Source organism: Streptomyces sp. NPDC101219, from assembly GCF_044767675.1.
In the GTDB taxonomy this organism is placed as follows: Bacteria; Actinomycetota; Actinomycetes; order Streptomycetales; family Streptomycetaceae; genus Streptomyces.
Genome location: NZ_JBIWOK010000011.1, coordinates 139,201 through 152,753 on the forward strand (window position 1 = coordinate 139,201; position 13,553 = coordinate 152,753).

Here is a 13,553-nt window from a genome sequence, read left to right on the forward strand (position 1 = left end):
CGCCGGGCAAGTGGCCGTTCGTGGAGCGAGTGTTCACGCGAACGTGCGAGCCGTGTCGTTCCGGTTACCGATCGGGTTCCGGATCCTTCAGCCAATTGATCAGTTCGGTGGAGAAGGCGACCGGGTCTTCCTCGTGCGGGAAGTGCCCGAGTCCGTCGAACAGCCGCCAGCGGTAGGGGGCTTCGACGTACTGCCCGGAGCCGGCGGCGCTCCGGGTGCGCACCACCGGGTCGAGGGAGCCGTGCAGATGCAGGGTGGGCACCCGCACCGGCCGCTTCATCCGGCGGTTGAACTGGATGCCGTCCGGGCGGGCCAGGGAGCGCACCATCCAGCGGTACGGCTCGACCGAGCAGTGTGCCGTGGAGGGGATGCACATGGCGCGGCGGTAGACGTCCAGCGCCTCTTCGTCGGCCGGGCGCGGCCCGGACCACTCCCGGATGAGCCGGGCGACGAGTTCCCCGTCGTCGGCCGTGAGCTGCCGCTCGGGCACCCAGGGTCGCTGGAACCCCCAGATGTGGGACAGCGCGGCCGACTGGCGGACGTCGCCCAGCAGGGCGGAGCGCCACCTCCGGGGGTGGGGCATGGACGCGACCGCCAGCCGCCGGACCAGCTTGGGCCGCATCGCGGCGGCCGTCCACGCCAGGTATCCGCCCAGGTCGTGACCGACCAGGGCGGCGTCCGGCTCGCCGAGGGAGCGGACCACCCCGGTGATGTCCAGCGCGAGGTTGGCCGGGTCGTAGCCGCGCGGGGTGCGGTCGCTGCCGCCGACGCCCCGCAGGTCCATGGCGACGGCACGGAAGCCCGCGTCGGCGAGCGCCGTCATCTGGTGCCGCCAGGTCCACCAGAACTGGGGGAAGCCGTGCAGCAGCAACACCAGCGGGCCGTCACCGACTTCCGCGATGTGGAAGCGGGCGCCGTTGGCGGCGACGTCCCGGTGGGTCACCTCGGCGCCGCCGGGGACGTCGATGCGGACGACCGAGGCGGGTTGCGCCGAGGGGGACTGCGCCGGAGGCGTGGAGGAGCCCGTCATGAGGACGAGCGTGCCACAGCCTCGATGGCTTCGGGGCCCCGGTCCTGCGGCAGGGCGGGCCGCGGGTGCGGCTTGGCCTTCTGCAGCACGCCCGCCGTCTCCTTCACCGAGGCGGCGACCTTCTGCGGGCCGCGGCCCTTCTTGGCCTTCTTCGCGAAGACGATGCCGATCAGTGCGAGGACCAGCGCGACGAGCACGTTCGCCGCGAAGGACAGCAGGAAGCAGAGCGCGAGGTTCCAGTTGCTCCAGGTGCGGATGCCGTACGCCAGCGCGAAGTTCAGCATCGGCAGGGAGAACACCAGGATCAGCCCGGCCAGGGACAGGGCCCCGCCGCTCGCCGCTCCCCGCTTGACATCCTGCTTGAGCTGGGCCTTCGCCAGCGCGATCTCGTCGTGCACCAGGGCCGACATGTCCGCCGTCGCCGAGGCGAACAGCTGTCCGACGCTGCGTTCGGCTCCGACCGGGCTGCCGTCGGGTGCGCTCATCGCGGTCTCCCTCTTCTGCGTACGTACTGCGTGCCGTGGCCACGGTGCAGTCTGCCGTCCGACGGTCCGAGTCGGGTGGTGCCGGGCCGGTCGTGCGTGCACCGGCCGGCACCGGCGGTCGTGCCGGCCCCTCCGGCCGTCGGCCGTTGCGGCCCGATGGACCGTTGGCCGTACCGTCCGACGGGCCCGGTGCGGCGTCCGCCCAGGCCGGTGGGTCCGTCCCGGCCTGTGCGGTGGCCGATCCGGTCCGACCGGTCCGGCTGTCGCACTCCGACCGTTCGTGTCCGACTGCGAGCGCCCGGGCCCGAGGGCCGACCGCTTGCTGCCGGACGGTGTGCTCCCGACTTTTGTACCGTCTCGTCAGATCATGCCGGACGGTCGTGCTCCTCGCCTGCCCCGCCCGGCACTTCGGCAAGCCCGTGGCGGGCGGCGGCCTTCTCTTCGGCCAGTCGCCGGTGCTCCTCGGCCTTCCGCTCGTGGATCTCCGCCATGCGCAGGTGGTACGCCGGATCGTCCTCCTCGTAGACGTCCGGTACGCCGCTGAAGTCCTCGTCGCGCTCCTCCACCTCGGCCATCCTGCGGTACTTGGCGTTGCGCAGCTTCAGCAGCACGGTGGCCAGGGCGGTGGCGATCAGCGAACCGGTCAGGACGGCGGCCTTGGTGCTGTCGGTCATCGACGCGTCGCCGTCGAAGGCGAGTTCACCGATGAGCAGCGAGACGGTGAAGCCGATGCCGGCGAGGGCCGACACGGCCAAGACGTCCGCCCAGGCGAGCTCGTCGCTGAGCGAGGCCCGGGTGAAACGGGCGGTCAGCCACGTCCCGCCGAAGATGCCGATCGTCTTGCCGACGACGAGACCGAGGACGACACCCAGGGTCTCCGGACTGGTGAACACCTCGGCGAGCGCGCCGCCGGACACCGCCACACCGGCGCTGAACAGGGCGAACAGCGGCACCGCCAGGCCCGCCGACAGCGGCCGGACCAGGTGCTCGACCCGTTCGCCCGGGGAGGTCTCCTCGCCCTCGCGGCGGTGGCAGCGCAGCATCAGGCCCATGGCGACACCCGCGATGGTGGCGTGGATGCCGCTGTTGTACATCAGTCCCCAGATGACCAGCGCGAGGGGCACATAGACGTACCACCCGCGCACGCCCTTGCGGAGCAGGAACCAGAAGAGGCCCAGGCCCAGGGCGGCGCCGCCGAGCGCGGCGAAGTTCAGGCTCTCGGTGAAGAAGACCGCGATGATGAGGATCGCGAAGAGGTCGTCGACGACGGCCAGCGTGAGCAGGAAGGCGCGCAGGGCGCTCGGCAGCGAAGTGCCGATCACGGCGAGCACGGCGAGCGCGAAGGCGATGTCGGTGGCGGTGGGCACGGCCCACCCGGCCAGCGAGCCGCCGCCGGCCGAGCTGGTGATCGTGTAGACGATGGCGGGTACGGCCATGCCGCACAGCGCGGCGACGACCGGGAGCGCGGCGGCCTTGGGGTCGCGGAGGTCGCCTGCGACGAGTTCGCGCTTGAGTTCGACACCGGCGACGAAGAAGAAGATCGCGAGCATGCCGTCGGCGGCCCAGTGCGCCACGGAGAGGTTGAGGCCGAGTGCCTCGGGGCCGAAGTGGAAGTCGCTCACGCTCGTGTAGCTGTCGCCCAGTGCGGGGATGTTCGCCCAGACCAGGGCGGCGACGGCGGCGAGGAGCAGCAGCACACCGCCGACGGTCTCGGTGCGCAGCGCGTCCGTGATGTAGGTGCGCTCGGGCAGCGAGAGGCGGCCGAAAGCCTTGCGGGGGCTGGGGGTGCGGGGCGGGGTCACGGGTGGTTCCTCTGATCGGTGGGCAGCACGAATCGTGTGCCGACCAGACTTCCCGGCGCTCCATGAAAGAGCCTGCAGCTCGTCTTTTCGGCCAGTTTAGCGACCGGCTCGGCGAGCGCACACAAGGGGCCCGGGGCGGGGGCCTGCGGCCGGCCTCGGTGGCGGGCGGCGGTCATGGGCCGCCGCCCGCGGACGGCGAAGCACTGCGCCGTCCGGGTGTCCCGGAGCGTGGCCGCCATGTCCGGCGGTCCGCCGGAGGGCCAGGATGTGCCGCAGCGCACCAAGGTCCGCCCGCGGGCACCCCGGAACGGCGGAGGGCACCCGGTGGTGAAGCCGGGTGCCCTCCGTCGACAGTGCTGCCGGTCATGCTGCCGGGTCTGCTCAGTCCTCGCTGGGCGACTGCGGCAGCTTCGCCTGGATGAGGTCCATGACCGTGGAGTCGGTCAGCGTGGTGACGTCACCGAGCTGGCGGTTCTCCGCGACGTCCCGCAGCAGACGGCGCATGATCTTGCCCGAGCGGGTCTTCGGCAGCTCGGCCACCGGCAGGATCCGCTTGGGCTTGGCGATCGGGCCGAGGGTGGCACCGACGTGGTTGCGCAGCTCGGCGACCAGGTCCTCGGTCTCCGCCGCTGTGCCGCGCAGGATGACGAAGGCGACGATCGCCTGCCCGGTCGTCTCGTCGGCCGCACCGACCACGGCCGCCTCGGCGACCGACGGGTGGGAGACGAGCGCCGACTCGACCTCCGTGGTGGAGATGTTGTGCCCCGACACCAGCATCACGTCGTCGACCCGGCCGAGCAGCCAGATGTCGCCGTCGTCGTCCCGCTTGGCACCGTCGCCCGCGAAGTACTTGCCCTCGAAGCGGGACCAGTAGGTGTCGATGTACCGCTGGTCGTCGCCCCAGATGGTGCGCAGCATCGACGGCCACGGCTCGGTGACGACGAGGTAGCCACCGCCGCCGCTGGGCACCTCGTTGCCCTCGTCGTCGACGACGGTCGCCGCGATGCCGGGCAGCGCGGTCTGGGCGGAGCCGGGCTTGGCGTCGGTCACCCCGGGCAGTGGCGAGATCATGATGCCGCCGGTCTCCGTCTGCCACCAGGTGTCCACCACCGGGGTGCGGTCCCCGCCGATGTTCTTGCGGTACCAGATCCACGCCTCGGGGTTGATCGGCTCACCCACGGACCCGAGGATCCGCAGCGACGACAGGTCGAACTTGGCGGGGATGTCGTCGCCCCACTTCATGAACGTCCGGATCGCGGTGGGCGCGGTGTAGAGGATGGTCACGCCGTACTTCTGGACGATCTCCCAGAAGCGCCCCTGATGCGGGGTGTCGGGCGTGCCCTCGTACATGACCTGGGTCGCGCCGTTGGCCAGCGGGCCGTAGACGATGTACGAGTGACCGGTCACCCAGCCGATGTCGGCCGTGCACCAGAACACGTCCTTCTCGGGCTTGAGGTCGAAGACGGACCAGTGGGTGTACGCCGTCTGGGTGAGGAAGCCGCCGGAGGTGTGCAGGATGCCCTTCGGCTTCCCGGTGGTGCCGGACGTGTAGAGGATGAACAGCGGGTGCTCGGCGCCGAACGCCTCCGGCGTGTGCTCGCTGCTCTGCCTGCCGACCAGGTCGTGCCACCAGACGTCGCGGCCCTCGGTCCAGGCGACGTCCTGGCCGGTGCGGCGGACGACGAGGACGTGCTCGACGATGTCGGCCCGGCCGGCCGCCTCGTCCACGGCCGGCTTCAGCGCGGAGGGCTTGCCGCGGCGGTAGCCGCCGTCGGCGGTGATGACGACCCTGGCGTTCGCGTCCTGGATGCGGGTGGCGAGGGCGTCGGCCGAGAAGCCACCGAAGACCACGGAGTGGGCGGCGCCGATGCGGGCGCAGGCCAGCATCGCCACGACGGCCTCGGGGATCATCGGCAGGTAGACGGCGACCCGGTCGCCCTTCTCGACACCCAGCTCCCGCAGGGCGTTGGCCGCCCGGGACACCTCGTCCTTGAGCTGGGCGTAGGTGAGGGTGCGGCTGTCGCCCGGCTCTCCCTCGAAGTGGATGGCGACCCGGTCACCGTTGCCGGCCTCGACGTGGCGGTCGACGCAGTTGTAGGCGACGTTGAGTTCGCCGTCCTGGAACCACTTGGCGAACGGCGGGTTCGACCAGTCGAGCGTCTCGGTGGGCTCCTTGGCCCAGGTCAGCCGGCGGGCCTGCTCGGCCCAGAAGCCGAGCCTGTCAGCCTTGGCACTTTCGTACGCCTCGGCCGTGACGTTGGCGTTGGCGGCCAGGTCAGCGGGCGGCGCGAAGCGACGCTCCTCCTTCAAAAGGTTGGCCAGGCTTTCGTTGCTCACGGCATCTGCCTTTCCCGGGGGTGTCCGTTGTGTCCCAGGCCACAGCTCATCAGAACCGGGGGTGTCATGACAAGGGTCGACGGCAAAATGGTTTAGACCTATTGCGGTGATCGGATGCTTCCGCGGCCAGGGGGTCACCGGTACCCACGGACGCCGGGGCTCGGAGGTTCAGGGTGTGTAACGCCCCTCACACCGGAAGGGACCCCTCACCTGGCAGATCGGCCGCCCGGACCCGGTCGAAGACCCGTGTGCCGTCGGCGTCCGTGAGCAGGTACGCCTGGGCCTCGGCCACGTCGAAGTACATCCCGTGCACCTCCAGCCGTCCGTCCTTCACGGCACGGGCGACCGACGGGTGGGCGCCCAGGTGGTCCAGTTGCTGGACCACGTTGCTCAGGCAGAGCCGCTCGACCGCGTCGGCGGGTGTGCTCCCGGCCAGCCGCTCGCCCGGTCCGTGCGTGCCGCCCAGACGCTCCAGGCTGGGCCGGCCGTGCCGCAGCCACCGGCCCAGCGGGGTGCACGCGCCCTGCGGCCGGGAGTCGAGCAGCGCCTGCATCGCCCCGCAGCCGGAGTGCCCGCACACGGTGATGGACCGGACCGCCAGCTTCTCCACGGCGTACTCGATGGCGGCCGCCACCGAATCGTCGCCGCTCTCCTCGCCGGGCGGCGGCACGAAGTTGCCCACGTTGCGCACCACGAAGAGGTCACCCGGACCGCTGGCGGTGATCATCGAGGTGACCAGCCGGGAGTCGGCGCAGGTCAGGAACAGCTGCGCGGGCCGCTGCCCCTCGCGTGCCAGCCGGGCGAGCTCCTCGCGCACCAGGGGAGCGGTGTCCCGCTGGAACGCGCTGATGCCTCGCACCAGCTCGCGCGCGTGGCCTCCTTCCGGCTCCGGCCGGTTCCCGTCGGCCGGCTGCGGCGCGGTGTCGGGAAGGGGCTCGGTCGTCGGCCGCTCGCACTGGTGGTTGCGCCAGGCCGTCCAGGGCCGGCAGCGGCAGCCGCCGTCCGGGGTGCTGCCGGTCTGCCGCCCGCCGGGTGTGGGGTGCCCGGCGAGCTCCCCCGGCTCGGCGATCCGCAAGCCGGCACGGCGGCCGGTGATCTCCACGGTGCCGCCCCGCGCGCGGTGGGTGCTCTGCCAGTCGTGCAGCGCCTCGTACGCGGCGTGGTCCATGAACGACCCGTCCAGCGCCACGACGGTGTCGGCCCCCGGCGGGACGAGGTGCAGGGCCCGGCTCAGACGCGGTACGGCGAGGAACGTCAACTGCCCGCGGACGTGGACGTGATGGGTGCCTCCCTTCTCCTCGTGCGTGATGCGGGTACGGGTGAGACGGTGCAGTGCCACGGCGACGGCCACGGCGATGCCCAGGACGACGCCCTCCAGGACGCCCAGGGACACCACGCCGAGGGTGGTGACGGCGTAGACGAGGACCTCGCGGTGGCGGGTCACCGTGCGGATGTGGTGTAGGGACACCATCTGGATGCCGACGGCCATCACCAGGGCGGCGAGCGAGGCGAGCGGGATGAGCTCCAGGAGAGGGACCATCAGCAGCGCGGCGATCACTACGAGAACGCCGTGCAGCATCGTGGAGTTCCGGCTCACGGCACCGGCGCGCACATTCGCGGAACTGCGCACGGCGACCCCCGCCACGGGCAGGCCGCCGAGGGACCCGGAGACGATGTTGGCGGCGCCCTGACCGAGGAGTTCGCGGTCCAGGTCGGAGCGCTTGACGTGCTGCGGGCCGGGGCGCGCCGAGGCCAGTTTGTCGACGGCGACCGCGCCGAGCAGGGACTGCACACTGCACACGAGCGTGGTGGTGAGGACGGCGGCGACGAGGCCGAGTACGGGCCCCTCGGGCAGACCGGCCAGGGCGTGGCTGCGCCAGGACGGCAGGTCGACCTGGGTCAGGGCGAGGCCCGCGGCGGACGCGACGGCGGTGGCCCCGGTGACGGCGACGAGCGCGGCCGGGATCCTGCGCAGGAAGCGGCCGATCCGGCCCGGGAGCCGTGGCCAGAACATCAGGAGCGTCAGGGTGAGCAGGCTCGCCGAGACCGCGGCCGGGTCGAAGTCCGCCAACTGGGCGGGCAGCGCGCGGAGGTTGTCGGGCACGGAGCTCTGCGGGGTGCCGCCGAGGACGATGTGCACCTGGGCGACGGCGATGGTGACGCCGATGCCGGCGAGCATGCCGTGCACGATCGCGGGGCTGACGGCGAGCGCGCCGCGGGCCACCCGCAGACAGCCCAGGCCGAGCTGGGCGAGGCCGGCGAGGACGGTGATGGCGCAGGTGGTGCGCCAGCCGTAGCGCTGGATGAGGTCGGCGGTGACGACGGTGAGCCCGGCGGCCGGGCCGCTGACCTGGAGGGGCGAACCGCCGAGCAGTCCGGCGACGAGACCGCCCACGGCGGCGGCGACCAGGCCGGCCTGGAGCGGCGCGCCGGTGGCGAGGGCGATGCCGAGGGACAGGGGGAGGGCGATGAGGAAGACCGCGACCGAGGCCGACACGTCGGCGCCCGCGATGCGCAGGCGGCGCGGTCCGGTCGGCGGCGGGCTGTGGGGCGGGTGGGCGCGCTCGGTCCGGTTCAGGTCGGCGGCGCGGGCGGGGACGCAGGCTGACATGTTCCCGTCTCCTCGGGTCTGCGCGGTCGCGGAACGGGGTGCTCCGCGCTGCGGCGGGGCTGATCACGGCCGTGGGCACAGCGGCGCAACGGCGGGCGGGTGCGCACACACTCCCAACTAGCGGTAAACGGATCGTAATTCGGAGTAAAAGGCAGATAGTGACTTTCCCGGCATACAGCCCAAGGAATCACTCACGGGGGTGAAGTGCCCATTTCATCGGCTTGTCGTACTAATTCCTTCTCGCTCGCGTGCGACGTTGGCGGCGCTGCCGGAGTGGCCGTGGCAGCACCAGACATCGCCCTCACCAGGGTTGGTCCGAGAGAAGGAAGAAGGTGGGCGGAAGATGGCCGCCACCCACAGGATCGCAGCGGGCGCCGTGATCGTCGCGGTCTGCGCCGCCTCACTCGCCGGTTGCGGGACCGACACCGAGAACACCGGAAAGGAACGGGAGAAGGCCAAGCCGGCCCCGGCACCGAAGAACGTGGTCCGGCTGATCGGCGACGGATCCACCGCCTACACCGGCGCCCAGCCGCACCTGACCGAGCCCGAGCGGCTGAAACCGGGCGAGAAGCCGCCGCAGTTCGTCGTCTTCTCGTGGGACGGGGCGGGCGAGGACAGCCAGAAGCTCTTCTCGCACTTCCGCAAGGTCGCCAAGGAGAACAACGCGACCATGACGTACTTCCTGAGCGGCGTGTACATGCTGCCGGAGGAGAAGCGCGACCTCTACCGCCCGCCGCAGCACTCCCCCGGCCGCTCCGACATCGGCTTCAACGACGCGCAGGGCATCGCCGACACGGTGAAGCAGCTTCGCCTCGCGTGGCTCGAGGGCAACGAGATCGGCACCCACTTCAACGGCCACTTCTGCGGCAGCGGCGGTGGCGTCGGCGAGTGGTCGGTGGCGGACTGGAAGGACGAGATCTCCCAGGCCAAGTGGTTCGTGAAGACCTGGAAGACCAACACCGGCGTGAAGAACGCAGCCCCGCTGCCCTTCGACTACGACAAGGAGCTCATCGGCGCCCGGACCCCCTGCCTGGAGGGCCAGAAGAACTTCATGAAGGCCGCCCGCGACCTGGGGATGCGCTACGACACCAGCGGCGTGAACAACCAGGTCTGGCCGAAGAAGAAGGACGGCCTGTGGGACCTCTCGCTCCAACTGGTGCCCTTCCCCGGGCGGTCCTTCGAGACGCTGTCCATGGACTACAACTACATGGTCAACCAGTCCGGCACGACCACCCAGGGCGACCCCGCCAAGCACGACCAGTGGGGTGACGAGATGCGGGACTCCCTGCTGCGTGGCTTCGACCGGGCCTACAACGGCAACCGGGCGCCCCTGATCATCGGCAACCACTTCGAGTCCTGGAACGGCGGCACCTACATGCGGGCCGTGGAGGAGGTCGTCGAGACGGTCTGCACCAAGTCCGAGGTGCGCTGCGTCTCCTTCCGCCAGCTCGTCGACTGGCTGGACGCCCAGGACCCGAAGACCCTCGACAAGCTGCGCGGTCTGGGCGTGGGCGAGGCCCCGAAGAAGGACTGGAAGACCTTCCTGGCTGCGGCCCCCGCCCCGGCCCCGAAGGGCGTTCCCGGGGCCCCGGCGGCGAAGGACTGACCGGCTGATCACCGGCCGGACCGTTCCGGCCGGACCGTTCCGGCCGGAATGGTGCCGGCAGACGCGGCGCCGGCATACGCGGCGCCGGCCGATGCGGTGCCGGCAGGTGCGGCTGCCCCGGGACGCCTCCCGGGGCGGGCCGTTCACGCGGTGGCGGTGACGCTCTCACCGAGCACGAAGGAGGGGTCGACCTGCGCCGCCAGGTCGGCCCCGGTGCGCTCGTTGCCCCACGACTGGGCGTTCTTGAGATGGAAGTGCACCATCTGGCGCATGTAGCGCTCCGGGTCGCGCCGTGCGTAGGTCGCGTCGACGGCCTCGCGCAGCACGCACAGGGCCCGGCGGTTGGGTTCCTCCAGGAGGTCGAACCGGGGCGGGCTGCCCTTCTCCAGCGCACGCACCCAGTCGGAGTGCCCCACCGTCACCAGCAGGTCGTCCCCGGCCTCGGACCGCAGGAAGTCGAGGTCGTCCGGCCCCTGCACCTTGTTGCCGACGACCTTCAGGGCGATGCCGAAGTCGCGGGCGTACTCCTTGTACTGGCGGTAGACGGAGATGCCCTTCCGGGTCGGCTCGGCCACGAGGAACGTGAGGTCGAAGCGGGTGAACATGCCGGAGGCGAAGGAGTCCGAACCCGCCGTCATGTCCACCACGACGTAGTCGCCGGGGCCGTCCACCAGGTGGTTCAGGCACAGCTCCACCGCCCCGGTCTTGGAGTGGTAGCAGGCCACCCCCAGGTCGGCGTCGGTGAAGGGGCCGGTGACCAACAAACGGGCGGCACCGCCGTCGAGTTCCACGGGGCGGACGCAGGCGTCGTAGACGGGGTTGTCCTCGCACACCCGCAGCAGCCGGGAACCCTCACCGGGCGGCGTCGTCTTGATCATCGTCGCCGCCGACGCGATGCGTGGGTTGGTGCCCCGCAGGTACTCCTTGATCAGCGGCAGGTGCTCACCCATCGCGGGCAGCGCGGCGGCCTCCTCCTCGGTCAGGCCGAGGGCGGCCCCCAGATGCTGGTTGATGTCCGCGTCGACCGCCAGGACCGAGGCTCCCTCGGCCACGAGATGGCGGATGAACAGGGACGACAGCGTGGTCTTCCCGCTGCCGCCCTTCCCAACGAAACCAATTTTCATGTTCACCAAGCGTAGTGGCGTGATAGCTGCATGTGGCAAACCGGCGTGAAGAAGACCACTCCAAGGTGGGCCGGACGCTCGGGGTGCGTAGGGTCGTACCCATGAGTACGACAGGTGCGTCCGCTGGTCCTCCGTCCGGCTCCCGCCAGAGCGCGGGCGGCGCAGATCCCTTGGCGGCCCTGGGCTCCCTGCCCGGTGTGGCCGACTCGGTGGAGTCCGTGCGCAAGGCCGTCGACCGGGTCTACGGGCACCGGGTCATGCGGCGGCGCAGCAACGAGATCACGTCCGAGGCGGCGCTGCGCGGCGCCCGCGGCTCGGCCGCGCTCGGGGGCGCGGACTGGGCCCTGGAGGAGGTGAGGCGACGCACCGACTTCAGCGGCGACGACGAGGCGCGCACGGTGGGTGCGGCGCTGCGGCTGACCGCCGAGGCGGGGCAGTTGCTGTCCATCTGGCGGCAGTCGCCCCTGCGGGTGCTGGCCCGGCTCCACCTGGTGGCCGCCGCCGACAAGGCGGAGTTCGTCGGCCGTCCCCGCAGGGAGGGGGAGCAGGTCGAGGAGCCGGGGATCGGGCTGCCCGTGCCCGGCGCGGCGGAGGCGCACGGGCGGCTGGAGGGCCTGTCGGACCTGATCATCGCGGGCGGGTCCGCCCCCGCGCTGGTGACGGCCGCCGTGGTGCACGGCGAACTCCTCGCGCTGCGTCCCTTCGTCTCGCACAACGGCCTGGTCGCCCGCACCGCCGAGCGGATCGTCCTGGTCGGCAGCGGGCTGGACCCGAAGTCGGTGTGCCCGGCAGAGGTGGGCCATGCCGAGCTGGGCCGCGAGGCGTATCTGACGGCCCTGGAGGGCTACGTGTCGGGCACCCCCGAGGGCATGGCCGCCTGGATCGCCCATTGCGGGCGCGCGATCGAACTGGGGGCGCGCGAGTCGACGGCGGTGTGCGAGGCCCTGCAGCGCGGAGCGGCCTGACGCCGGAGCGGCCGCGCGCCGGCCCTCGCGCGCGGGCGGCCCGGACGCGCGGGTGTCCGGGGGTGGTGGCACAGAGATGCGGCGGTACGAATACTCGTACCGCCGCTGGCATGTCCACCGGGTTACCAAGCGTCCTCGTTATGTGCCCATCAGGTCGGGTACTTTGCCCGTCACCTGGTGCGGCTGGCCCGTAATCGACGGGTCGACGTCGCGTGGGTGCCTGGTGGCCATGCTCGGTCCGTGGGGCCTGATGCGTGGTGTGGGTGATCCTCTCGGATGTCCCTGGTCTCGCGGGCCGTAAATCCTTTGTACTCCAGGTCCGAAGGAAGCGGAAGTCCTGGCCGCACTTCTTTACTTTTGGGTTCAAATGCGTGTCAATCGGGCGCGTAATTCCGCAGTGCGTTCCGAGTTCGCGCCCGGGTCGCTCGCGGGCTCCGAAGCGCCGGGCGGCACGCGCAATTCCCGCCGGTGACGCGCGCTCAGGCCACGGTCGCCCGTCGCCGGCTGGCGTACCAGACCAGTCCCGCGGTGGCGGCGGCCGCGCCTATGGCGGCGGCGGCCACGAGCGCGGGGCGCGGCGGCACGGACAGGGCGGGCAGGCGCTGCTTGAGGCGCACCGGACGGTGGAAGTCCAGGATCGGCCACTCACGCGTGAGGGCCTCACGGCGCAGCGCCCGGTCCGGATTCACCGCGTGCGGATGCCCCACGGCCTCCAGCATCGGCACGTCGGTCACCGAGTCGCTGTAGGCGTAGCAGCGGTCGAGGTCGTACCCCTCGGACTCGGCCAGCTCCCGCACGGCCTCGGCCTTCGTCGGGCCGTACGCGTAGTACTCCACCTCCCCGGTGAAGCAGCCGTCGTCGCCCACCACCATGCGGGTGGCCACGACCCGGTCCGCGCCGAGCAGTTCGCCGATCGGCTCGACCACCTCGGCACCGGAGGTGGAGACGATGACCACGTCCCGGCCCGCCGAGTGGTGCTCCTCGATGAGGGTGGCGGCCTCGTCGTAGATGATGGGGTCGATGAGATCGTGCAGCGTCTCCGCGACGATCTCCTTGACCTGCTGCACGTTCCAGCCGCGGCACAGCGCGGACAGGTACTTGCGCATGCGTTCCATCTGGTCGTGATCGGCGCCGCCGGCCAGGAAGACGAACTGGGCATATGCGGTACGCAAGACCGCCCTGCGGTTGATCAGACCGCCTTGGTAGAAGGACTTGCTGAACGTGAGCGTGCTCGACTTCGCAATGACCGTCTTGTCCAGATCAAAGAAGGCCGCTGTGCGGGGCAAGGAGTGGTTTTCCACGCCCCGAGCATAGGCGCAGCCCATTCGGCGTAAGGTGTGGCGCGTGGGTTTGCCTGAGAAGGCTCTCGGGTACACCATGGAAGTCACGGATCGTTCGCGACCGTGCTAACCCGGCCCGACTCCTCCCCCCCCCGAGTCGGCCGTGGGGACGACCCCCGCTCTCCCCCCCGGCGGGGGTCGTCGCATGTCCGGATACTTTTCCGCCCCCTCCCCGCACCTCGGCGCTCCTGCCTGCCGTGCGGCACGGGGGCGCTTTGTCATGCCTATGATCCATCACGCTGTGTAGTTCTCG

At 71.3% G+C, this 13,553-nt stretch carries 9 protein-coding genes; 2 read left to right on the forward strand and 7 right to left on the reverse strand.

Going from position 1 to position 13,553, the window contains the following annotated elements:
* Positions 1-64: 64 nt before the first annotated feature.
* The 5 genes from ACIRPP_RS22420 to ACIRPP_RS22440 all read right to left on the reverse strand — a co-directional run bounded on the left by ACIRPP_RS22420 (position 65) and on the right by ACIRPP_RS22440 (position 8,265).
* Positions 65-1,030 carry an alpha/beta fold hydrolase gene (locus ACIRPP_RS22420; RefSeq protein ID WP_164338524.1) on the reverse strand — a complete coding sequence of 322 codons (966 nt, stop codon included), beginning with the start codon at positions 1,028-1,030 and terminating at the stop codon, positions 65-67.
* On the reverse strand, positions 1,027-1,515 hold the full coding sequence (locus ACIRPP_RS22425) for a phage holin family protein (RefSeq protein ID WP_403645615.1): 489 nt from the start codon (positions 1,513-1,515) through the stop codon (positions 1,027-1,029). Before ACIRPP_RS22425 ends, ACIRPP_RS22420 begins: the two co-directional genes overlap by 4 nt.
* Positions 1,516-1,880: 365 nt before the next feature.
* Entirely contained in the window at positions 1,881-3,317 is a 1,437-nt protein-coding gene (nhaA, locus tag ACIRPP_RS22430; RefSeq protein WP_403645618.1) for a Na+/H+ antiporter NhaA, read from the reverse strand.
* Positions 3,318-3,698: 381 nt separating this feature from the next.
* Entirely contained in the window at positions 3,699-5,654 is a 1,956-nt protein-coding gene (acs, locus tag ACIRPP_RS22435) for an acetate--CoA ligase (protein WP_403645621.1), read from the reverse strand.
* Between the two features lie 187 nt (positions 5,655-5,841).
* On the reverse strand, positions 5,842-8,265 hold the full coding sequence (locus tag ACIRPP_RS22440) for a SulP family inorganic anion transporter (RefSeq protein ID WP_403645624.1): 2,424 nt from the start codon (positions 8,263-8,265) through the stop codon (positions 5,842-5,844).
* A gap of 343 nt (positions 8,266-8,608) precedes the next feature.
* Here ACIRPP_RS22440 and ACIRPP_RS22445 point away from each other — a divergent pair, with 343 nt between their 5' ends.
* Positions 8,609-9,871, forward strand: a complete 1,263-nt coding sequence (locus ACIRPP_RS22445; protein ID WP_403645627.1) for a hypothetical protein — start codon at positions 8,609-8,611, stop codon at positions 9,869-9,871.
* A 143-nt stretch (positions 9,872-10,014) separates the two neighbouring features.
* Here ACIRPP_RS22445 and ACIRPP_RS22450 read toward each other — a convergent pair whose 3' ends face one another.
* Entirely contained in the window at positions 10,015-10,995 is a 981-nt protein-coding gene (locus ACIRPP_RS22450; RefSeq protein ID WP_403645630.1) for an ATP-binding protein, read from the reverse strand.
* A 101-nt stretch (positions 10,996-11,096) separates the two neighbouring features.
* Here ACIRPP_RS22450 and ACIRPP_RS22455 point away from each other — a divergent pair, with 101 nt between their 5' ends.
* Entirely contained in the window at positions 11,097-11,960 is an 864-nt protein-coding gene (locus tag ACIRPP_RS22455) for an oxidoreductase (protein WP_403645633.1), read from the forward strand.
* 479 nt (positions 11,961-12,439) lie between these two features.
* On the opposite strand, the gene ACIRPP_RS22460 is transcribed toward ACIRPP_RS22455, so the two are convergent.
* Positions 12,440-13,285 (reverse strand): HAD family hydrolase, encoded by an 846-nt coding sequence (locus tag ACIRPP_RS22460; protein WP_403645636.1) that lies wholly within the window; start codon positions 13,283-13,285, stop codon positions 12,440-12,442.
* Positions 13,286-13,553 lie beyond the last annotated feature (268 nt).